The sequence below is a fragment of the Mycolicibacterium iranicum genome (assembly GCF_002101705.1).
GTDB lineage: Bacteria > Actinomycetota > Actinomycetes > Mycobacteriales > Mycobacteriaceae > Mycobacterium > Mycobacterium iranicum.
Window position 1 is genome coordinate 160,233 of the sequence record NZ_LQPC01000030.1, and the last position, 22,048, is coordinate 182,280.

20 protein-coding genes are annotated in these 22,048 nt (G+C 65.5%); 8 read left to right on the forward strand and 12 right to left on the reverse strand.

Going from position 1 to position 22,048, the window contains the following annotated elements; translation table 11 throughout:
* The first annotated feature begins 53 nt into the window (after positions 1-53).
* From AWC12_RS14395 to AWC12_RS14405, 3 genes are read left to right on the forward strand one after another with little or no spacing between them, the layout of a single operon-like run.
* On the forward strand, positions 54-1,046 hold the full coding sequence (locus AWC12_RS14395; RefSeq protein ID WP_207576437.1) for a Zn-ribbon domain-containing OB-fold protein: 993 nt from the start codon (positions 54-56) through the stop codon (positions 1,044-1,046).
* Between the two features lie 49 nt (positions 1,047-1,095).
* Positions 1,096-2,151 carry a thiolase family protein gene (locus AWC12_RS14400; RefSeq protein WP_085175130.1) on the forward strand — a complete coding sequence of 352 codons (1,056 nt, stop codon included), beginning with the start codon at positions 1,096-1,098 and terminating at the stop codon, positions 2,149-2,151.
* A gap of 2 nt (positions 2,152-2,153) precedes the next feature.
* Positions 2,154-3,341, forward strand: a complete 1,188-nt coding sequence (locus tag AWC12_RS14405; protein ID WP_024446761.1) for a thiolase family protein — start codon at positions 2,154-2,156, stop codon at positions 3,339-3,341.
* Between the two features lie 72 nt (positions 3,342-3,413).
* Here the strand turns inward: AWC12_RS14405 and AWC12_RS14410 are convergent, their stop codons facing one another.
* Complete coding sequence (locus tag AWC12_RS14410) at positions 3,414-4,013, reverse strand: TetR/AcrR family transcriptional regulator (protein ID WP_024446762.1); 600 nt, start codon at positions 4,011-4,013, stop codon at positions 3,414-3,416.
* Between the two features lie 4 nt (positions 4,014-4,017).
* Positions 4,018-5,241, reverse strand: coding sequence for an MFS transporter (locus tag AWC12_RS14415; RefSeq protein ID WP_024446763.1), 1,224 nt, complete (start codon positions 5,239-5,241; stop codon positions 4,018-4,020).
* A 179-nt stretch (positions 5,242-5,420) separates the two neighbouring features.
* Between AWC12_RS14415 and AWC12_RS14420 the strand changes: the two genes are divergently transcribed.
* Together AWC12_RS14420 and AWC12_RS14425 are read left to right on the forward strand one after the other, a co-directional pair.
* On the forward strand, positions 5,421-6,602 hold the full coding sequence (locus tag AWC12_RS14420) for a 3-ketosteroid-9-alpha-monooxygenase, oxygenase component (RefSeq protein ID WP_085175132.1): 1,182 nt from the start codon (positions 5,421-5,423) through the stop codon (positions 6,600-6,602).
* Between the two features lie 92 nt (positions 6,603-6,694).
* Positions 6,695-7,153 carry a hypothetical protein gene (locus AWC12_RS14425; protein ID WP_024446765.1) on the forward strand — a complete coding sequence of 153 codons (459 nt, stop codon included), beginning with the start codon at positions 6,695-6,697 and terminating at the stop codon, positions 7,151-7,153.
* Positions 7,154-7,194: 41 nt separating this feature from the next.
* On the opposite strand, the gene AWC12_RS14430 is transcribed toward AWC12_RS14425, so the two are convergent.
* The 3 genes from AWC12_RS14430 to AWC12_RS14440 are packed head-to-tail and all read right to left on the reverse strand — an operon-like array spanning position 7,195 to position 10,260.
* Positions 7,195-8,340, reverse strand: a complete 1,146-nt coding sequence (locus AWC12_RS14430; RefSeq protein WP_024446766.1) for a sulfotransferase family protein — start codon at positions 8,338-8,340, stop codon at positions 7,195-7,197.
* A complete protein-coding gene (locus AWC12_RS14435) occupies positions 8,340-9,131 on the reverse strand; it encodes an SDR family oxidoreductase (protein WP_024446767.1) in 792 nt (263 codons plus the stop codon). The genes AWC12_RS14430 and AWC12_RS14435 overlap by 1 nt, the downstream gene beginning before the upstream one ends.
* Before the next feature lies 1 nt (position 9,132).
* The gene (locus AWC12_RS14440) at positions 9,133-10,260 is read right to left on the reverse strand and encodes a hypothetical protein (protein WP_085175134.1); all 1,128 of its coding nucleotides are present in this window, start codon (positions 10,258-10,260) and stop codon (positions 9,133-9,135) included.
* 89 nt (positions 10,261-10,349) lie between these two features.
* Here AWC12_RS14440 and AWC12_RS14445 point away from each other — a divergent pair, with 89 nt between their 5' ends.
* Positions 10,350-11,252, forward strand: coding sequence for an IclR family transcriptional regulator (locus tag AWC12_RS14445; protein ID WP_024446769.1), 903 nt, complete (start codon positions 10,350-10,352; stop codon positions 11,250-11,252).
* Between the two features lie 10 nt (positions 11,253-11,262).
* Here the strand turns inward: AWC12_RS14445 and AWC12_RS14450 are convergent, their stop codons facing one another.
* From AWC12_RS14450 to AWC12_RS14470, 5 genes are all read right to left on the reverse strand, one after another.
* The gene (locus AWC12_RS14450) at positions 11,263-13,353 is read right to left on the reverse strand and encodes a RecQ family ATP-dependent DNA helicase (RefSeq protein ID WP_085175434.1); all 2,091 of its coding nucleotides are present in this window, start codon (positions 13,351-13,353) and stop codon (positions 11,263-11,265) included.
* A 36-nt stretch (positions 13,354-13,389) separates the two neighbouring features.
* Positions 13,390-14,061 carry a PAQR family membrane homeostasis protein TrhA gene (trhA, locus tag AWC12_RS14455; protein ID WP_110808640.1) on the reverse strand — a complete coding sequence of 224 codons (672 nt, stop codon included), beginning with the start codon at positions 14,059-14,061 and terminating at the stop codon, positions 13,390-13,392.
* Between the two features lie 135 nt (positions 14,062-14,196).
* Complete coding sequence (dmpG, locus tag AWC12_RS14460) at positions 14,197-15,252, reverse strand: 4-hydroxy-2-oxovalerate aldolase (protein WP_085175138.1); 1,056 nt, start codon at positions 15,250-15,252, stop codon at positions 14,197-14,199.
* The gene (locus tag AWC12_RS14465) at positions 15,249-16,199 is read right to left on the reverse strand and encodes an acetaldehyde dehydrogenase (acetylating) (protein WP_024446773.1); all 951 of its coding nucleotides are present in this window, start codon (positions 16,197-16,199) and stop codon (positions 15,249-15,251) included. Before AWC12_RS14465 ends, dmpG begins: the two co-directional genes overlap by 4 nt.
* 10 nt (positions 16,200-16,209) lie before the next feature.
* Complete coding sequence (locus AWC12_RS14470) at positions 16,210-16,995, reverse strand: 2-keto-4-pentenoate hydratase (RefSeq protein WP_024446774.1); 786 nt, start codon at positions 16,993-16,995, stop codon at positions 16,210-16,212.
* 71 nt (positions 16,996-17,066) lie between these two features.
* On the opposite strand from AWC12_RS14470, the gene kstD reads away from it, so the two are divergent.
* Together kstD and AWC12_RS14480 are read left to right on the forward strand one after the other, a co-directional pair.
* Positions 17,067-18,749 (forward strand): 3-oxosteroid 1-dehydrogenase, encoded by a 1,683-nt coding sequence (kstD, locus tag AWC12_RS14475; protein WP_024446775.1) that lies wholly within the window; start codon positions 17,067-17,069, stop codon positions 18,747-18,749.
* A 2-nt stretch (positions 18,750-18,751) separates the two neighbouring features.
* Positions 18,752-19,612 carry an enoyl-CoA hydratase ChsH3 gene (locus AWC12_RS14480; RefSeq protein WP_024446776.1) on the forward strand — a complete coding sequence of 287 codons (861 nt, stop codon included), beginning with the start codon at positions 18,752-18,754 and terminating at the stop codon, positions 19,610-19,612.
* A gap of 6 nt (positions 19,613-19,618) precedes the next feature.
* On the opposite strand, the gene AWC12_RS14485 is transcribed toward AWC12_RS14480, so the two are convergent.
* Both AWC12_RS14485 and AWC12_RS14490 read right to left on the reverse strand, forming a co-directional pair.
* Positions 19,619-20,104 (reverse strand): hypothetical protein, encoded by a 486-nt coding sequence (locus AWC12_RS14485; protein ID WP_024446777.1) that lies wholly within the window; start codon positions 20,102-20,104, stop codon positions 19,619-19,621.
* A 121-nt stretch (positions 20,105-20,225) separates the two neighbouring features.
* Positions 20,226-21,617 carry a hypothetical protein gene (locus AWC12_RS14490; protein ID WP_024446778.1) on the reverse strand — a complete coding sequence of 464 codons (1,392 nt, stop codon included), beginning with the start codon at positions 21,615-21,617 and terminating at the stop codon, positions 20,226-20,228.
* Positions 21,618-22,048: the final 431 nt, after the last annotated feature.

Here is a 22,048-nt window from a genome sequence, read left to right on the forward strand (position 1 = left end):
GCCACCAGGGCCGCTTCTTGAAACCATTCTTAGAACCTGTTCTACTCGATGCCGTGACCACCAGCCAAAGCAGCCCGGTGCAGATCGATACGCATGAGCCGCCGCTTTCCGCTCCGCTGAAGCTCGCATTCGACTACACCCGTTCAGTAGGACCGCTCCTCGGTAAGTTCTTCACAGCGCTCCGTGAGCGGCGAATCGTCGGAGTCCGCGGTTCCGACGGAAGGGTCCACGTACCGCCGCCGGAGTTCGACCCCGTCACCTGGGAGCGATTGACCGAGATCGTACCGGTGGCCAGCGTCGGCACCGTGATGTCGTGGACGTGGCAGCCGGAGCCGCTGGAGGGTCAGCCGTTGGCCCGGCCCTTCGCGTGGGCGCTGATCCTGCTCGACGGGGCCGACACGCCGCTGCTGCACGCGGTCGATGCAGGCGGTTCTGACGCGATCACCACCGGAACCCGTGTCCACGCACACTGGGTGGACGAACCCGTCGGCGCCATCACCGACATCGCGTACTTCGCCCTCGGCGACGACGCCGAGGATGTCCCACCGCCACCGGAAGGCCTCGATCCGGTGACCATGCTGGTTGTCCCGACCTCGATCGAAATCCAGCACACCGCTTCGCTTCCCGAGAGCACCTTCTTGCGAGCACTGCAGCAGGGCAAGCTGCTCGGCGCACGCACAGGCGAGGACGGCAAGGTGTATTTCCCGCCGAAGGAAGCCAACCCGGCCACTGGCCTAGAGCTCGACAACTACGTCGAACTGCCCGACAAGGGCACGGTGACGACGTTCGCCATCATCAACATCCCGTTCGCGGGACAGCGCATCAAGCCGCCCTACGTCGCGGCCTACGTGCTGCTCGACGGTGCCGACATCCCGTTCCTGCACCTGGTCACCGAGATCGACCCGAGCGAGGTGCGGATGGGCATGCGAGTGCAGGCGGTGTGGAAGCCCAAGGAGGAGTGGGGACTTGGCATCGACAACATCGACTACTTCAAGCCCACGGGCGAACCCGACGCCGAGTACGACACCTACAAGCACCACCTGTAAAGGGATTTGACACTCATGACCCACCAGCGAGAAGCGGAGCCGATCGCGCATGTCTGATGTTGCAGTAGTGGGCTTCGCGCACGCACCCCACGTCCGTCGCACCAACGGCACCACCAATGGCGTCGAGATGCTGATGCCGTGTTTCCACCAGCTGTATGCCGAACTCGGCCTGAAGCAGACCGATATCGGCTTCTGGTGCTCGGGGTCCTCCGATTACCTTGCGGGCCGGGCATTCTCCTTCATCTCGGCCATCGACTCCATCGGCGCCGTACCGCCGATCAACGAGTCACACGTCGAGATGGACGCCGCCTGGGCGCTGTACGAGGCCTACATCAAAATTCTGACCGGCGAGGTCGAGACGGCTCTGGTGTACGGCTTCGGCAAGTCGTCGGCGGGCACGCTGCGCCGGGTGCTGGCATTGCAGACCGATCCGTACACCGTGGCCCCGCTGTGGCCCGACTCGGTGAGCATGGCGGGTTTGCAGGCCCGCTTCGGGCTCGATTCTGGCAAGTGGACCGTCGAGCAGATGGCGCAGGTGGCGCTGGACGCGCAGGCCGCGTCCCCGCGAGTGGACCGTTTGGAATCCGGCAGCAGCGTCGCAGAGCTACTCGAGCAGCCGTACTTCGCAGAGCCGTTGCGCCGACACGACATCGCACCGATCACCGACGGTGCATCGGCGATCGTGCTGGCAGCCGGGGACCGCGCTCGCGAGCTGCGGGAACGCCCGGCGTGGATCTCGGGGATCGAACATCGCATCGAGACGCCGGTTTTGGGCGCTCGCGATCTGACCACCTCCCCGTCCACTGCAGCTTCGGCGGCGGCGGCGACCGGTGGCGACGTGTCGTCGATCGAGATCGCGGAGCTCTATGCGCCGTTCAGCCATCAGCAGCTGATCCTCAAAGAGGCGATCGGGCTCACCGACAGCACGACGATCAACCCGTCCGGTGGTGCGCTGGCCGCCAATCCGATGTTCTCGGCGGGTCTGGAGCGGATCGGCTTCGCCGCGCAGCACATCTTCGAGGGCAACGCATCTCGAGTGCTGGCCCACGCGACGAGCGGGCCTGCGCTGCAACAGAATCTGGTCGCTGTCCTGGAGGGTAAGTAGCCATGGCTCCTAAAACGGGCAAGAAGCTCGCAGCCGTTCTCGGTACCGGCCAGACCAAGTACGTGGCCAAGCGGACCGACGTCTCGATGAACGGTCTGGTCCGCGAGGCCATCGACCGCGCACTCGACGATGCCGGCGTCACGTTTGCCGATATCGACGCCGTCGTGGTCGGCAAGGCTCCGGACTTCTTCGAGGGCGTCATGATGCCCGAGTTGTTCATGGCCGACGCCACCGGTGCGTCCGGCAAGCCGCTGATCCGCGTGCACACCGCGGGCTCGGTGGGCGGTTCGACGGCGGTCGTGGCCGCCAGCCTGGTGCAGTCCGGTAAGTACCGGCGCGTGCTCACGATGGCCTGGGAGAAGCAGTCGGAGTCCAACGCCATGTGGGCGTTGAGCATTCCGGTGCCGTTCACCAAGCCGGTGGGCGCCGGAGCCGGTGGGTACTTCGCGCCCCATGTGCGCGCCTATATCCGGCGGTCGGGCGCTCCGGTTCACATCGGCGCGATGGTGGCGGTCAAGGACCGTCTCAACGCGGTGAAGAATCCGCTGGCTCATCTGCATCAGCCCGACATCACGCTGGAGAAGGTGATGTCCTCGCCGATGCTGTGGGATCCGATCCGCTACGACGAAACCTGCCCGTCCTCCGATGGGGCGGCAGCACTGGTCATCGGCGACGAAGAAGCCGCCGATGCGCGTGTCGCAGAAGGACATCCGGTCGCATGGGTGCACGCCACGGCGTTGCGCACCGAACCGTTGGCCTACGCGGGACGCGACCAGGTCAACCCTCAGGCGAGCCGCGACGCCGCTGCCGCGCTGTGGAAGGCAGCGGGGATCACGAGCCCGATCGACGAGATCGACGTGGCCGAGGTCTACGTGCCGTTCTCCTGGTATGAGCCGATGTGGCTGGAGAGCCTGGGATTTGCGCCAGAGGGCGAGGGATGGAAGCTCACCGAGGCCGGTGAGACGGCCATGACCGGACGTATTCCGTTCAACCCGTCCGGCGGGGTGCTGTCGTCGAACCCGATCGGCGCGTCGGGCATGATCCGATTCGCCGAGTCGGCGATCCAGGTGATGGGCAAGGGCGGCGATCATCAGGTCCCCGGCGCCCGCAAGGCTCTCGGCCATGCGTACGGCGGTGGCGCACAGTACTACTCGATGTGGGTGGTCGGGGCCGACAAGCCCGCGTCGTAGCCGCCACTTCGCCGAAACTGCATTCCACGCGACGTCTTCGGAGAATCGGCCGCGCGGAATGCAGTTTCGCGCCTAGGCCTGGCGCAGGCAGCCCTCCCACACCGTCAGTACCAGCCGGTCGATCGACTCGTCGTCGAGGGCCGGCATGCCGAACATCAGCCGGTAGTAGGGCGGTGACACGAGCGCGTCGACGGCGACCTCGACGTCGGTGCCAGCCGGCAGTTCGCCAGTGCCAACGGCATCGCGCACGATGGCGGCGATGGCGCCTCGGCGCGGTGTGATCCACTGCTCGAACAAGGCGTGCTCGATCGCGGGATCGGAGGCCGATGCCGCAATCACGTTGCGTAGCAAGGGTCCGACCTCGGGGTCGGCGAGCAGGCCGAACAGCGCCTTGACGTGATGGGTGATCGCGTCGACGGAGCTGCTTCCGGGTGGCCGCGTGACGGAGTTTCGCACCCTCTCGTAGAGCCCCTCGAGGACGATGGAGGCCGCCGACGGCCACCACTTGTAGATCGTCGTGCGGCTGACTTCGGCGCGTTTGGCGATGGCGTCCACTGTCGCGGCCACGGACCCGCCCTGCAGGGCCAGTTCGGCGGCAGCGGTCAGCACGGCATTGCGCACTGTTTCACTGCGAGGACGGCCGCGGCGAGGTGCATGCTGCTGGTCGTCCACTCGCTCAGCTTATTGCGGGCACCCGCCGTGAACCGGCCGCCGCGACGATCAGACTGAGGATCGCCGCGACGATGCCGAATCCGAACATCATCGGGTAGCTGACCCATTGCGACAGGAACGCCATGGCCGCGGGCACACCGAATCCGAGGTAGCAGAGGCTGTAGAACACTGCCGTCATTCCGGCCAGGTCGTCGGGTCCCGCGATGCGTTGAATCTCCTGCAGGCCCGCCAGCAGCGCCATTCCGTAACCGGCGCCGAGCACTGCCGCGGCCAACACGGCCGTCGGCACCGTCACTGCGGACGCAGCCCACACCGCGAAGGCCATGCCCGACACCACGAGTGCCAGTGCGACGACGATGCCGGCACGACCCGAGACGAGGGTGCGCCCGAAGTGCTGGACGCCGAATCCGACGCCCAGCGCGACGGCGCACAGCAGGGCGGAGAAGGCTATCGGCGCCGAGGAGACATGGTCGCTCATCAGCGCGGGAAGGACGGCGTACGCGGACGCGCCCGCACCGAAAACCCATGGGGCGACGGGCACGACGACGGCAAGGAATCGGCGATGTGACGCGCCGGGGATCGAGAGATCCCTCCACCATGGCTCTCCTGCCGAGTGACGTGCTCGCGTCTCCGGTGCCGCGACGAGCAGCGCGGCGGCACCGAGCGCCATCGCGATGTTGAGTGCATACGGCAGGACCGACGGCGCCGGCCCCCACTCCGCGAGCACGCCCGCGACGCCCGCGCCGAGTCCGAACCCAGCGGTCAGGCTCATCGCGGCGCGGCGCGCACCCGCGCCGCTGTGCTCCCACGGCGGGCTCGACAACTCCTTGATCCAGCTCCCCCCGACGGCCATCGCGAGCCCGAGCGCGAGCCCGCTGAACACGCGGCCGGCGGCGAGCACGGCGGCCGACTGGGCCCCCGTGGCGAGAATCAGGGATCCGATCGCGGCCAATACCGGGGCGGGCAGCATCAGCGGTCGGCGCCCGAAGCGATCCGACAACGGACCACCGATGAGCAGCGCGGGAACGATACCCAGGACGTAGGCGAACAGCAGGAGGTCGACCGTCACGGCGGAAAAGCCACCGTGCACGCGATACATGACCAACAGCGGTGTGAACTCATTGCCGCCCCACGCGACCGCGAACGTCGCTGCGGCGACGGCCAGCCAGCGCTTGGCACTGCCCGCGGAGACCCCGCTGGGCGCCGGTCGCGTCGTCGTCGCGGTCACCTCGCCCGCCTTTCATTAGTGGACACTGTGTTCACTATATATGCGCCGGCGAGTGGGTATGTACATCGAGGGAGTGCCAAAAGACACATTTTCTGCTGGTGAGCAGCGATCGGATTGCCCGGAGGAGCGCAAAACTGTAACGTGTTCTAGTTAGAGACCTAGAGTTTGGGAGGCCACAGGTGAGCACGGAAACCACTGGGGCAACCGCTGGCATTCGCGAGATCGACACGGGCGCCCTGCCTGACCGCTTCGCCAGGGGTTGGCACTGCCTGGGGCCGGTCAAGGACTACCTCGACGGCAAGCCGCACGGTATCGAGATCTTCGGCACGATGCTCGTCGTCTTCGCCGATTCGCAGGGTGAGCTGAAGGTCCTGGATGGCTATTGCCGCCACATGGGCGGCAATCTCGCTCAGGGTGAGATAAAGGGTGACGAAGTCGCCTGCCCGTTCCACGACTGGCGCTGGGGCGGCGACGGCAAATGCAAACTTGTCCCCTACGCCAAGCGCACCCCGCGGCTGGCCCGCACCCGCGCCTGGCACACCGACGTGCGTGGCGGTCTGCTCTTCGTCTGGCACGACCACGAGGGCAACCCGCCACAGGAGGAAGTCCGCATCCCGGAGATTCCGGAATGGTCCAGCGGGGAGTGGACCGACTGGAAGTGGAACTCGATGCTCATCGAGGGCTCCAACTGCCGCGAGATCATCGACAACGTCACCGACATGGCGCACTTCTTCTACATCCACTTCGGCTTGCCGACGTATTTCAAGAATGTCTTCGAAGGACACATCGCCAGCCAGTACCTGCACAACGTGGGCCGGCCGGATGTCAACGACATGGGCACCGCCTACGGCGATGCGTCGCTTGATTCGGAGGCCAGCTACTTCGGGCCATCGTTCATGATCAACTGGCTGCACAACAAGTACGGCGACTTCAAGGCCGAGTCGATCCTGATCAACTGCCACTACCCGGTGACCCAGGATTCGTTCGTGTTGCAGTGGGGCGTCATCGTCGAGAAGCCCAAAGGTCTCGATGACCAGACCACCGAGAAGCTGGCCAGTGCCTTCACCGACGGTGTCAGCAAGGGCTTCCTGCAGGATGTCGAAATCTGGAAGCACAAGACCCGCATCGACAATCCGTTGCTCGTGGAGGAAGACGGCGCGGTGTACCAGATGCGCCGCTGGTACCAGCAGTTCTATGTCGACATCGCCGACGTGACACCGGACATGACGGATCGCTTTGAGATGGAGGTCGACACCACGATCGCCAACGAGAAGTGGGCCGTCGAAGTTGAGGAGAATCTGCGCGAGAGGGAGAACCTCAAGGCGCGCGAAGCCGAGAAAGCGGAATCGCCGGCGACATGACTTCAGCGAGAAGCGGAGCGGATCGCGCATGACTTCAGCGAGAAGCGGAGCGGATCGCGCATGACTTCAGCGAGAAGCGGAGCGGATCGCGCATGAAAGACGCCCCGGATGTGGACCGCCTCGCCAAGTCGATGCTCCAGCTACACGGGCATGACGAAGACGAGCACGACCACGGCCGGCCGTCGGAGGGCAGGACGTCCGGATCATGGCGCAAAGCACCTGATTTCGCGTCCGATCCGAACCGGGCTGCGGCGGTGCGAGAAAGCACCGACCGCGACCGCCAGCGCTATCTCACCTCGGGTCTGGCTTCCGTCGACTGCCGCTTCTGCCACGTCACCGTGCAGGTCAAGAAACTCGGACCCGCGCACACCTCGGTGCAGTGGACTGCCGACGCCACCAGACGCTGCGCGCACTTCTCCGAAATCCGGGATGCCGGCGGCGATCCCGCACGTTCGCGGTCCTGCCCTCGCCTTGCCGACAGCATCCGGCATGCCGTCGCCGAGGGCTGCCTGGAGGAGTACTCAAGTGCTCCGTCACCCGGCGACGGCTGAGAGTGCTGGCGACGCCGACCGTGGTCCACGACGGCGCGCCGTCATAGATTCCTGAAGCGCTCCTTGACCTGCTCGTCGGTAAGGCCGTAGTCGGCCAGCGAGTAGGTATGCTTCGGCGCCCGGGGCCCTTTCTTGCTCTCCTCGTGGGTGTTGCGCACCGACTCGCGGGCTTCGTCGGTGTACTCGATGCCGAAGGCTCGGTAGATGTCCTCGACAGCGCCGACGGGGTCCTTGATCAACTTGAAATAGTCGAGATCGTAGAACTGCGCCGGATCGTGCTTGGCCCGTTCGGTGTTGAAGAGTTCCAGTCCACGCGACCATGTTTCCATCGAATCGGCGCCGATCACGTCACCGGTGAACGTGTTCGACCAACCCTCGGTGGTGTGCTGCGCGAGCGAACACATCGACGCCATGATCGTCTCGGCCGGACGGTGACACTGCACCACCAGCGCGTCTGGGTACGTCGCGAACAATGCGTCGAGCGCGAACAAATGGCTCGGATTCTTGAGGACCCAACGCTTTTCGCGATCGTTGAGTCCGATGAGCTGCAGGTTGCGACGGTGCCGCTGATACGACTTCGTCCAGTCCTGACGCGCCAGCCACTGCGCGTAGGTCGGCACATGCGCCAGCGTCTCGTAGGACACCGAGTGCAGTGACTGCCGCAGCAGCTGCCAGCATTCCTCCACCTCGTCGGCGGTCATGAAGTGCAGACCCGTGTAGTCCGGGTTCTCTTCGTGCGCCTTGGTGAACTGTGCGTCGATCTGCTGAAACACCGGGTTCTGCGACCATGTTTCGCGCGGGGGTCGAGGCTGCGGAAACTCGGCCAACCAGAGTTCGAGGCCCTGATGCCGGGGGTCCCCCGCCAACAACCGGTGCACGGCAGTGGTACCGGTGCGGGGCAGCCCCGTCACGAAGATCGGTCGTTCGATGGGCACGTCGGCGTGCTCGGGGTACTGCTTGAACGCCGCCTCCGAAACAAGCCGGGCGACAAGAGCATTACGGATGAAGAATCGATGCATCTTGCTGCCGAGTTCGGTGAGGTCGGCCTCGCGCTGGAAGGCTTCCAGCAGGACAGCCAGCGCCTCACGGTAGTTGTCGTCGTCGGAACCGAAATCATCAAGGCCGCACGCTTTGACAGCCGACGCGTGCAGGTCCTCGACGGTACCTACGTTGGTCCGTCCGCTCATCAGGCTTTGTACTCCCCGCAGTTCACATCGAGCGCCTGGCCGGTGATGCCGCTGGACAGATCGCTGGCCATGAACAGGATCGCCGATGCGACCTCGTCCTCGGTGGGCAGTCTCTTGAGATCCGATGCCGCCGCGGTGGCCTTGTAGATCTCTTCGACGGTGGTGCCGTACTTTCCGGCCTGGTGTTTGAAGTAGGACTCCAACGTGCCACCCCAGATGTATCCGGGCAGAATCGAATTCACCCTGATGCCCTGATCACCGAGTTCGGTGGCCAGTGTCTGCGACATCGCCAGCAGCGCCGACTTCGCCATCTTGTATGCGCCGTACTTGGCCTGGGAATGGCGCACGACCATCGAGTTCACGTTGACGACAGAACCTTTCGACTCAGCCAGGGCCGGAGTGAAAGCCTGCACCATGCGCAGGGCGCCGAAGACCGTCAGCTCGATCGCGTCGCGCATGTGCTCGAAGGTGGTGTTGGCGAACGGCTTCATCGACGGAACGCGAAAGGCATTGTTGATGAGGACGTCGACTTTTCCGTAGGCCTTGAGCGATTCATCGACGAGATTGTTCACCTGCGTCTCGTCGGTGATGTCAGTGCCCACCGACACGGCACGTCTGCCCAGATCGGTGATGTGTTTGGCGACGTCGTCGAGACGTTCGACGGTGCGCGCCGCGAGCACCAGGTCAGCACCGGCCTCGGCGCAACGCCGGGCGAGCGTGGTACCCAATGCGGGTCCGACCCCGCTGATGACGACGACCTTGCCGTCGAGAAGACCTTCGGAACCCGCCACGCTATCCCACCATTCTTTCGCCGATCTGCTTCTGACGCAGCGCGATCCGCGCGCGCCAGTCTTCTTCGGAGATCTTGTTCATTTCGTAGTACGGCAACGCGGCGCTGACCTTGTCGACGTCAACCAGCTCCACCGTGGGTCCGTCTGCGGCCGTCATCTCGCGAGACACCCGCTGCCAACGGAACTGCAGGAAACCCTTGCGGTGCCCCAGGGTTTCCACCCAGTTGGTCACGCCGGGGTTCTGGTCGGAGACGACGATGCGGATCTTCCCGTCCGGGTCCGCTTGAGCTTGAGTGCCGTTCAGTGACGTCTGATGGTTGATGTAATCGAGCGAGATGTACCACAGGCTACCGAGCTGGAATCCGAGATAGGGGGCGTCGCTGACTGGCAGCGTGATGACCAACGCCTGATCCTCGGTGAGATCGAATTGACCGGCCGACGAGTACTGCGTCGCAAGGCCGCCCGGGGTAAGCCTGGGCGGCACCATCTGGTTGGGCGGGCTGTCGTTGTAGAACCACTGCGGGAACTGCAGCCACGTCTTCACTCGCTGGACGAGTTGCTTACCGGCGACGGCATAGCGCTTCTCGATGAGTTCCTTGGTCAGAGGTGGCGGCGCGGTGCCCGCGGTGTCGGTGCGGCAGATCGCGAACGAGCCACGCTTGGCCGACCAGTCGTTGTAGACCTCGCGTATCACGAGTTGAGACGGCGTGGCCGGCGTGAAGCGCCACTCGAACGTGCCGTCGTCGGCGATGCCGAGTTTGCGGTCGTCGAATGCGGTCTCACTGTCGGGCACGACTTCGTCGGTGTACTCGCCGCCGAGAAGCTGAAAGCTGACGTCGGTGGTGGTGCCGCGAGTACCGGTCACGACATATTCGTAGCCCGCCTGTACGCGAGTGCCGAAGTACATGGTGTCCGGGTTGTCGAGCCCCATCTTGGTGAACGGCCCGGTACCACTGTGCAGGAACGGGTGGTCGCGGTCGTAGTCGAATGCCACGTGTGTACACGCGGCGATACAACCGGCCAGGTACTGGAGGCCCTCCAGCAGGTCTGCCTCGGTTTCGATGAACGGGGCGGTGGCGACCAGATTCTCGGCCTCGGCGATGGCGTCGGCCAGCGGCTTCGCAAACACAGCATCGAAACTAGAACGTGTTCTATCCAGAGTCAATATATCGACCGACATGTTTCATATTTGGAACAGACTGAGGCTACATTGCAGAGATGGTCTCCCCCATCCAGCCCACGCGCGCCTCGCCGCCGACCGATCGCGTGGTCCGCATCCTGGATTTTCTGGCCAGCCGGCCATCCGAGCGCTTCGGGGTGTCCGACCTCGCGCGCCGCATCGGGCTGAGCAAGCCGACCTGTCTCGGCATCGTCACGTCACTCGCCGAGGCGGGGTATCTCGTCCGCGACCCGGTTGACAAGACGTATCGACTCGGACCGTCACTGATCACGTTGGGGCACAAGGCGCAGGAGTCGTTGCGTGTCAGCCCCGCCGCACGCGAACAATTGCGTCGACTCTCAGCGCGGTTCGACGCCACCGCGGCACTGTCGGCGGTGGTCGACGACCGCATCACGCTGCTCGACCTGGTCGCGCCCGCCGGCGCCGAGCCGGGGGTGGAGGTGGGGCAGAGCTACCCGTTCGCGCCACCTGTGGGCCTCATGTTCGTGCTGTGGGACGACGAGGCAGAACGCACTTGGCTTGAGATGCAACCCACTCTGCCGTTGCGAATGGACATGGAACGGCTCAGTCGGGTGACTGCACTCTGCCGCGCCGATGGCTACCTCGTCGAACGGTTGACACCCGGTGGCCGGCGGTTGTACTCGCTGATGGCAGGCATGCCGACCACCCTGCCCGGCGAGCTGCGCGCCCTGCTGGGCGAGCTGGTATCGGATATCGGCGAACGCGTGTATCTGCGTGACGAGAGTCCGGGCCGCAAGCGCATCGACATCAGCGTGATCTCCGCTCCCGTCTTCGACCACTATCGGCGCCAGGTGATGGTCGCCTCGATGCATATCGGAAAAGCGTTGACCGACAACGAGATCACTGTGCGGGCACGCGCCGTCGTCGAGACGGCCGACGCAGTCACCGCACACCTGGGCGGCGAGAAACCCGTCTTCTAACTCGCCATCGTCACGACGTACTGGCCAGCGCGAATGGCAGCACCTGCTGGGCACCCGCGGCTCGCACCAGCCGCGCGGCCATCGTCAGCGTCCACCCGCTGTCAGCCAGGTCGTCGACGAGCAGCACGGGTCCACCGGCCGCCCCGATCACGGCGGCATCGGGCGCGGCGAACGAGCGGTCGAGCGCCGCGACCCGATATGCCGAGTTCGCAGCCGTCACCGGCCGCCGATCCGACGCGTATCGCAGCACCCCCAGGTCGGTGAGCCGACCGAGCTCCGCGAGCCTGCGGGCCAGCGAGGTGATCAACACCGGGTGGCTGACCGAGTCCACCGCCATGACAGCCGTCGGCCGCGTCTCCCAATCCCATGACGCAAGAACGTTCACCGCGGCCTTGACGACGTCGTCGGACACTTCCGCATCGTCGGCATCCAGCACGGCGCGTAGCCGAGCACCCCATCCGAGGTCGGTGAGCCGGCCGATGACGCGTCCCGGCTGCGGCCCGTCGGTGATCTTCCCGCTGAGCTCGAGGCCGAGCTTGCCCAGACCCGTCGGCCACTGTTTGCGCGGCGCGAGCGTGACGCCGGGCCTCATCAACCGGTGCCGGGATTCTTCGGCCACCGCTGCGTCGACGTCAGCGGAATACCTCGTGCCGGAGCAGTTGTCACACCTGCCGCACCGTTCGTCGTCGCCGAGTTCCGGGTCGTCGAGCTGCCTACGCAGGAACGCCATCCGGCATGCGGTGGTGGACTGATAGTCCAGCATCGCTTGTTGTTCACGCCTGCGGGCCTCGTCGAGCGTGCGATAGCGCTCCTCGTCGTACCCCCACGGTTGCCCGGTGGCGATCCAACCACCCTTGACGCGGCGGACCGCCCCGTCGACGTCGAGCACCTTCAGCACCATTTCCAGACGTGACCGATTGAGGTCGACGAGCGGCTCCAGAGCGGCTGTCGACTGCGGACGCTGCGCATCCAGGGCTTGAATAACATTGCGCACCATGGCTTCTGACGGGAACGCCACCGACGCGAAGTACCGCCAGACATCCTGATCCTCATGACCGGGGAGCAGCACCACCTCAGCGCTGGGCGTCGAGCGGCCCGCACGCCCGACCTGCTGGTAGTACGCGATGGGCGACGAGGGCGCCCCCAAGTGGACGACGAAGCCCAGATCGGGCTTGTCGAACCCCATGCCGAGAGCGGACGTCGCGATGAGTGCCTTGACCCGGTTGGCGAGCAGATCGGCCTCCAACTGCTCGCGTTCTGCCGCCTCGGTGGCGCCCGTGTAGGACGCGACCTTGTGACCCTGCTCGGCCAGCAACGCCGCCACATCGTTGGCCTGCGCCACCGTGAGGGTGTAGACGATCCCAGAACCGGGAAGCGAATCCAGATGTGCGACAAGCCATGACGCGCGTTGGGCCGGGCTGCCCGCCTTCACGACGGACAGCCGCAGCGACTCGCGGTCCAGCCCCCCACGCAGTACGAGGGTGTCCGTGTCACCACCGACACCGAGTTGCGCGGCGACGTCGGCGACCACGCGGTCGTTGGCCGTCGCGGTGGTGGCGAGCACTGGAACGTCGGCACCGAGATCGGCGATCAGGGTTCGGATCCTGCGGTAGTCGGGCCGGAAATCGTGGCCCCAGTCCGATACGCAGTGCGCTTCGTCGACGACGACCAGGCCGGCGTCGTCGGCCAATGCCGGCAGTACCTCGTCGCGGAAGTCCGGGTTGTTCAACCGTTCCGGGCTGACCAGCAGCACGTCGAGCTCACCGCGTCGGACCCGGTTGTGGATTTCGGCCCAGTCCGCCACGTTGCTCGAGTTGATCGTCGCCGCGTGTACCCCCGCGCGATCTGCTGCCGCGACCTGGTTTCGCATCAGAGCCAGCAACGGCGAGACGATGACCGTCGGCCCGTGCCCCGCGGCGCGAAGGAGCTTGGCGGAGATGAAGTACACGGCCGACTTGCCCCACCCCGTGCGCTGCACGACGAGAGCCCGGCGCCGGTGCACAACTAGCGCCTCGATGGCCGTCCACTGGTCATCGCGCAGAACGGCGTCCGGGCCCGCCAAATGTTCGAGGATCGCCTGTGCGTCAGCGCGCGTCGCCACCATGGCACCATCGTGCCCGTCGCAGACCCGATGCCCCTAGTGGACGACGAGCCAGATTGCGATGAAATGGCACACCGCGGCGGCCGCGGTGAACGCATGGAAGAACTCGTGGTGGCCGAACGTGGTGGGCCATGGGTTGGGCCATCGGGCGCCGTAGAGAATCGCTCCGACGTTATACAGCACACCTCCGGCGATCAGCAGCGCCACAACGGTGATGCCCGCCCCGTCGAGCAGGGCCCCGGCGAACCAGATCGCGGTGTATCCGAGCAGCAGGTACAGCGGCACCCCCACCCACCGGGGTGCCGACGGCCAGAACATCTTGAGCGCGACACCGGCCGCAGCCCCCGACCACACGATGGTCAGAACGTCGCCGCCGATTGCGGGTGGCAGTGCCAGCACGGCCAGCGGTGTGTAGCAGGCAGCGATGAAGACGAAAATGGCTGAGTGGTCGAGGCGCATCATCCACTTCTCAGCGGCGGCCGAATCCCAGCTGACGCGGTGATAGGTCGCGCTGACGGTGAACATCACGACGACCGCCAGGGCGTAGACCGAGGCCGCCCACCACGCATGCGGTGAACCCACCAGCCAGGCGCTCTGGATCAGCGCCGATCCTGCGAACACGGCGATGACGGCCACCACGAGATGGATCCATCCGCGGACGCGGGGGGTGGAGATCAGATCGACGGTGCCGACCGCTGGGCCGGGCACTACAGGCGGATCGCTGTCGGTCAGGGAGTCTCCGATGCTTTCAGCGAGCCGTGCGGGGCGACGGCTGCTCCCCGCAGATCGCGGCGGCGCCTCCAGACCCTAGCGCGTTCACCGCGCGCGAGCGTGGCATCGGCGCTAGGACGCGGAGGCGGCTTCCTGTTCGCGTTTGATTTCCAGGGCGATGTCGATGAGTTGGTCTTCCTGGCCGCCGATGAGCTTGCGTTGTCCGGCGCGGTGCAGCAGCTTGTGCGCGGGCACCCCGTAGCGTTCGGACTGGCGGATGGCGTGCTTGAGGAAGCTGGAGTACACCCCCGAGTAGCCCATGATCAGCGCGTTGCGGTCCAGCAGACATTCGGCCGGCATCGCGGGGGCGACGACCTCTTCGGCGGCATCGGCGATGTCGAAGAAGTCGATCCCGGTCTTGACGCCGATCTTGTCGAACACCCCGATCAGCGCCTCGACCGGCGCGTTACCCGCCCCGGCACCGAAGCGGCGACACGACCCGTCGATCTGCTTGGCACCGGCGCGCACCGCCTCAATCGAATTGGCCACCCCCAGGCCGAGGTTCTCATGACCATGGAATCCCACCTGGGCGTCGTCGCCGAGCTCGGCCACCAGGGCCGACACGCGATCGGCCACTCCTTCGAGGACCAACGCGCCCGCCGAATCGACGACATAGACGCACTGGCAGCCCGCATCGGCCATGATGCGGGCCTGGGCGGCCAGCTTCTCCGGGGAGATGGTGTGGCTCATCATCAAAAAGCCCACCGTCTCCAACCCGAGCTCGCGGGCCAGCCCGAAATGCTGAATCGACACATCGGCCTCGGTGCAATGCGTGGCGATACGGCAGATCGACCCGCCGTTGTTCTGGGCCTCTTTGATGTCTTCCTTGGTGCCCACCCCGGGCAGCATCAGGAACGCGATCTTGGACTCTTTGGCCGTCTCGGCGGCCAGCTTGATCAGCTCCTGCTCCGGGGTCTTGGAAAACCCGTAGTTGAAACTCGACCCGCCCAGCCCGTCACCATGGGTGACCTCGATAACCGGCACCCCGGCGGCATCCAACGCCGCAACGATCGCCCCGACCTCGTCCTTGGTGAACTGATGCCGCTTGTGATGGCTACCGTCGCGCAACGACGTGTCGGTCATCCGCACGTCCCACATCGGATTGAAATAGATCTGGTCGGTACTCATGAGTGGCCTCCTGAAATAGTCTGCTCTTCGCGCAAGCGCTCATCGCCAGTGGCAGCGAGCCTGTCTTTGGCGATCTCTTCGCCCACCTTGGTGGCCGCGGCGGTCATGATGTCCAGATTCCCAGCGTACGGCGGCAGGTAGTCCCCGGCACCCTCCACCTCGATGAACGTGGTGACGAGATGGTTGCCGCCGTTGACCACCGACGGCTCGTCGAACTGCGGCTCGTTGAGCAACCGGTAACCGGGCACGTAGGTCTGCACCTCGGCCACCACATCCTTGATCGACGCCGTGATCGCCGCGTGGTCAGCATCCTCGGGGATCGCGCAGAAGATGGTGTCGCGCATGATCATCGGTGGATCAGCCGGATTCAAGATGATGATCGCCTTACCCCGCGCCGCGCCGCCGATATCGCGCACACCGGCACTGGTGGTCTTGGTGAACTCGTCGATGTTGGCCCGCGTGCCCGGCCCCGCCGACGCCGAGGACACCGACGCCACGATCTCGGCATAGGGCACCCCCACCACACGGCTCACCGCGTAGACGATCGGGATCGTCGCCTGCCCACCACAGGTCACCATGTTCACATTCGGCGCATCCAGATGCTCCCGCAGATTCGCCGGCGGGATCACCCCCGGCCCCACCGCGGCCGGGGTCAGATCGATCGCCCGAATACCGGCTTCGGCATACCGCGGTGCGGCATCGCGATGCACATAGGCACTGGTGGCCTCGAACACCAGATCCGGTTTCTCCGACTGCCCCAACAACCAGTCCACACCCTCATGGCTGGTCTCCAACCCCAGCGTGCGGGCCCGCGCCAAACCTTCGCTCTCGGGGTCGATGCCGATCATCCAGCGCGGCTCGAGCCAGTCCGAACGCAACAACTTGTACAGCAGATCGGTGCTGATATTGCCCGACCCCACGATCGCGACCGATGCTTTATTAGCCATAGAGAGGCTCCTATTCGAAATCCAGTCGTACTGAACCTAACCCGGCGAAGTCGGCAACGAAATGGCTGCCCGGGGGTGCATCTATCGCACGGGTGCACGACCCCGGCAACACAATGTCACCAGCGCGCAGCCGGACGCCGAAACTCTCCACCTTGCGGGCCAGCCACGCCACCGCGGTCACCGGATTACCCAACACCGCATCGCTGCGACCCTCCGCAACGACCTCGCCGTTGTTGGTGAGCACCGCGTCGATGTTCTTGATATCAATATCTTTCGGCGACACCCGCGCCTCACCCAGCACCCAGCCCGCCGACGACGCGTTATCGGCGATCGTGTCGCACAACTTGATCTGCCAATTGGTAATACGGGTGTCGATCAGCTCGATCGCCGGCGCGAACGCCGCCGTCGCAGCCAGCACATCATCCTCGGTACACCCCGCCCCCGGCAGGTCATCAGACAGGATGAAACCGACTTCGACCTCCACTCGCGGGTACAGATAACGACCCGACGGCACCGGCCGATCCTCGAACACCTGCATCTCCTCCAACAGATGCCCGTAATCGGGTTCGTCGACGTTCATCATCTTCTGCATCGCCTCCGACGACAGGCCCACCTTGTGCCCGATCACCCGAGCCCCCTCAGCAACCCGGCGACGAATATTGATCAACTGAATCTCATAGGCATCAACCACATCGATATCAGGATGACCATCAGTCAACGGCGCGATCGGCACCCGGCTGCGCTCAGCCTCAGCCAAATCCGCGGCCAACTTCTCACGCACCTCAACGGGCAACATTTGTGAAGTCCCCTCGTTTCGTCGACCGGCACAGTTGTTAGTCGGCCGGGCAATTCTATAACGTGTTCTACATGACGCAGCAGGAGTATGACGTCGTCGTGGTGGGCAGCGGGGCTGCCGGTATGGTCGCCGCCCTCACCGCGGCCCACCAGGGCCTCTCGACAGTAGTCGTTGAGAAGGCGCCGCACTATGGCGGTTCGACGGCCCGTTCCGGTGGCGGTGTGTGGATCCCGAACAACGAGGTGCTCCAGCGCGACGGGGTCAAAGACACTCCGGAGGCGGCGCGCACGTACCTGCACGCGATCATCGGCGACGTGGTGCCCGCCGAGAAGATCGACACGTATCTGGAACGCGGCCCGGAGATGCTGTCGTTCGTGTTGAAGCACTCCCCGCTCAAGCTGTGCTGGGTGCCCAACTACTCCGACTACTACCCGGAGACGCCGGGCGGCAAGCCCTCCGGCCGTTCAGTGGAGCCGAAGCCGTTCAACGCCCGCAAACTCGGCCCCGACGAGAAGGGCCTCGAGCCGCCGTACGGCAAGGTGCCGCTGAACATGGTGGTGATGCAGCAGGACTACGTGCGTCTCAACCAACTCAAGCGCCATCCGCGAGGCCTTCTCCGCAGCGTCAAGGTCGGTGTGCGGTCAGTGTGGGCGAACGCCACCCGAAAGAACCTGGTGGGCATGGGCCGAGCGCTTATAGCGCCGCTGCGCATCGGTCTGCAGAAGGCCGGCGTTCCGGTCCTGCTGAACACCGCGCTGACTGATCTTTATGTCGAGGACGGCGCGGTGAAGGGCATCTATGTCCGCGACATGACGGGCCCGGAAAGCGCAGAGCCGCAGCTGATCCGGGCTCGCCGGGGTGTCATCCTGGGCAGCGGAGGTTTTGAGCACAACGAGCAGATGCGGGTGAAGTATCAGCGCGCCCCCATCACCACCGAATGGACCGTCGGCGCGGTGGCCAACACCGGCGATGGCATTCTGGCCGCCGAAAAGCTCGGTGCCGCATTAGATGTCATGGAGGATGCGTGGTGGGGCCCGACGGTCCCGCTGATAGACGCCCCATGGTTCGCGCTGTCTGAGCGTAACTCCCCCGGCTCGATCATCGTCAACATGGCGGGCAAGCGGTTCATGAACGAGTCCATGCCCTATGTGGAGGCATGCCATCACATGTACGGCGGCAAGTACGGCCAGGGTCCCGGCCCCGGGGAGAACATCCCGGCGTGGCTGGTGTTCGACCAGCAGTATCGCGACCGCTATATTTTCGCAGGATTGCAACCGGGCCAACGCATTCCGAAGAAGTGGATGGAGTCCGGCGTCATCGTCAAGGCAGACACTCTGGATGAGTTGGCCAAAAAGACCGGCCTCCCCGTCGACGAGTTCAAGGCGACGGTCGAGCGGTTCAACGGTTTCGCGCGCTCCGGGGTCGACGAGGATTTCAGGCGTGGTGAAAGCGCGTACGACCGCTACTACGGCGACCCCACCAACAAGCCGAACCCAAATCTCGGCGAGATTGCCACCGGTCCGTTCTATGCCGCCAAGATGGTGCCTGGCGATCTGGGAACCAAGGGCGGCATTGTCACCGACATCAAGGGCCGCGCGCTGCGCGATGACGGCTCGGTCATCGACGGGTTGTATGCGGCGGGTAATGCGAGCGCCCCGGTGATGGGTCACACCTACCCGGGACCGGGCGGAACCATCGGGCCCGCGATGACCTTCGGGTATCTGGCGGCGCTTCACCTGGCAGGGAAGGAATAGGCGTGCCCATCAATCTCGACGAGGCCATCGGCGCGGAGCTGCCTCCCGTCGAATTCTCCTGGAGCAGTAGCGATGTCCAGCTCTATCACCTGGGCCTCGGGGCCGGTGCCGACCCGATGGACAAAGCAGAGCTGCGTTACCTGACCGACGGCACGCCGCAGGTATTGCCCACTTTCGGCAATGTGGCGCAGAGCTTTCACATGACCGAGCCGCCCGCGGTGAGGTTCCCCGGCATCGACATCGAACTCAGCAAGGTGCTGCACGCGAGCGAGGCCGTCACGGTTCCCGGTCCGATCCCGGCGGCGGGCACAGGTATCGCGGTCACCCGGTTCACCGAAATCTGGGACAAGGGCAAGGCGGCGGTCATCTGGTCGGAGACCGAGGTCAAGGACCCCGAAGGCACTTTACTGTGGACCCAGAAACGGTCGATCTTCGCCCGCGGTGAGGGCGGGTTCGGCGGCGACCGTGGGCCGTCAGGGTCCTCGGCAGCACCGGATCGCGCCCCCGACCTCGAGCTGTCGGTACCCACCTCACCGCAGCAGGCATTGCTGTACCGGATGTGCGGAGACCGCAACCCCTTGCACTCGGACCCGGACTTCGCCGCGGCCGCGGGCTTCCCGCGCCCCATCCTGCACGGGCTGTGCACCTACGGCATGACCTGTAAAGCGTTGGTGGACAACCTGCTCGACGGGGACGTCAGCGGGCTGAAGTCCTACGGGGCGAGGATGGCCGGCGTCGTCTTCCCCGGCGAAACGCTGAAGGTCAGCGTGTGGAAAGAGGACGGGACGTATTCGGCGACCGTGACCGCTCCGGAGCGCGACGACGCGGTCGCGCTGGCGGGTGTGGAGTTCGTGCCCGCCTGACGCGGGCTACTTGCAGAGCTCGGTGATCTTGTTGGACGTCGCCTGCGCGTCGTTCATCCGATTGATCTGATTGGGGTCGTCGCCGGGGGCACCTGCGAGCTGACCCATGCCGATGTACTCCAGGTTGTTGGCGAAAGATCGCACAGCGTCGGACAGATCGGTCGGCACTTCGCCGTCCAACCGCGACAGCAGGAACTGTCCGCCACCCAGAGTCGCGAGCCGCGCATTGGCCGCAACCGCCTGGGTCGCCACCGGGTCGGGGCCGAGATTGGCATTGGTCTGCAGTGAGACCGCATTTCGCACGAGGGTGAACGCGGAGCAGACGCGCGTCTTCGGGTCGGTCGATTGATCAGCTGTCGCCGCCGAGGTTTCGCTGGTGGGCGACGGGGCGCTGACCAAAGCGAAGATCGCGACGCCGAGGGCCGCGAGTGCGACCACCAGGGCGGCGATGACGAGCGGGCTGGTACGGGGAGAAGCTGCGGATTCCGGCACGGGCGCGATCATACCGGCAAAGCACTCGCGAAAACTCTCTCCCGCCAAAGCTTTTGATGATTGATAACGAAAGGCGGGTTCACCGGCCTTGCCGGTGAACCCGCCTTCGTACCACTAACTCCTAGTCGGAGGCGTCCGCGTCAGAGTCGGAATCCGACGGCGATCCGTCGTTGCCGTCGTCGCCGTCCCGGCCGATGACGCCCTTGGATCCACCCGAACCACCGCTGCCGCCCGTGGCCGTTCCGGTGCCGCCGGGCTCGACAGCGCCATCGCCGCCGTCGCCGCCGTCGCCACCGTTGCCGATGATTCCGGCGTCGCCGCCGGCGCCACCGTTACCGCCCTTGCCGTTGCCGCTGCCCGCAGGGTCACCTTCCTCGTCGGGAACGCCGCCGGTGCCGTCGCCGCCCTTGCCGCCGGAGCCGCCGTTGCCGCTGCCGGAGGACTCGCCGCCGGTACCACCCTTGCCGCCGGTGGCATTGCCGTCGAGGCTCTCGGCGAGGCCGCCTTCGCCGCCCTTGCCGCCGTTGCCGTTGAACGTCTCGCCACCGGCGCCGCCGTCGCCACCCTTGGCATCGGCATCCCCGTAGCCGAGGCCGGAGCCGCCCCAGCCACCCTCAGCGCCATCGCCGACGCCGTCATTGCCACCGCCGGTGCCGCCGTTGCCGCCGGTGCCGACCTCGCCGTCTTCTTCGGCGATGCCGTCGCCGCCGTCGCCACCGACGCCGGCGTCGCCGTAGGTCGAGTCGCCGCCGTTGCCGCCGCGGCCACCGCCGGCGCTGCCGTTGACCGACTCTGCGTCACCGCCTCGGCCACCCGAGCCTGCCTGCCCGAAGTGGCTGCCGCCGCCGTTGCCACCGCGGCCACCGAACGCGTTGTTGTCGTCGTCCTCGTCCACGTCCTCGGTCTCGGGGTCGTCGGTGAAATTGCTGTCGTTGAAGTCATCGCCGCCGCGGCCGCCGTTGCCGCCGTTGCCGAACAGCGATCCCTCTCCGCCGTTGCCACCCGCTTCGGCTTCCGACACCAGCTCGCCGTCCTCGTCGTACACGGCATCGGCGCCGTCGGCTCCGGCACCACCGTTGCCGAACCAGAAGCCGGCGTTGCCACCGTCGCCGCCGTTGGCACCGTTGCCGCCGTTGCCCCAGAGCAGGCCGCCGTCGCCGCCGTTGCAGGCATCGCCCTCGCAGTCTTCGGCCGCGTCGATGCCGTTGCCGATCAGCCAGCCACCGGGGCCGATGATGGGCCGAAATGCCGGATTGGCGTTGTCCGTATCGAAGATGAGCGCCGTGCTGCGGGCTTCTTTGCGATCGCTGCCGCCGTTGAGCGACAGGAACAGCAGTTCCTCTTCGTTGGAAACGAGCTGCACCTGAATTTCGGTCGGTGCCTGCGCATCGTCGATCAGCGTCAGCGCACCGACACCTGCGAATGCCGCCCCCGCGACACCCGCCGTGATACCGGCGCCCAGATACGTGCGGATTGCCGCCGAGCGATCGCTCTTCTTGGCGTGCCTTGCCATTGTCTTGCCCCCTGGAAAGGTAGTTGCATCGGGTGAAGTCGCCCGAGCATCTACGCCAGGCAACGCGTAGACAGTCTTACCAGAGCGGAGCCCAGATTGTCGGGTTTTGCTGGCCCCTATTTCAAGGGTTCACCTACTTGCCGTGTTCTGCTCGCCGTCGAGAACGCCCAATGCGACGCGATCGGTTCCTAGGCAACTGCTCAGCTCCCGACTCTTCGCATCGTCCTTCACAATGGCCACAGGTCAACTGCGGAAACCGGTGTGGCGACACGCACAACGCACGAAACCGCATCCCGCTCCGATCGAGGAGCTCTCGCGGGTTCTCGACGGGATCCGCCGGTCGAAACAGCAGCGTTGAACGACATTTTGTTGCGTTTGCTACGGAATCAGGCGGTTTCTGCATCATCAGGGTCGCGCCGGCAACGTCCGAA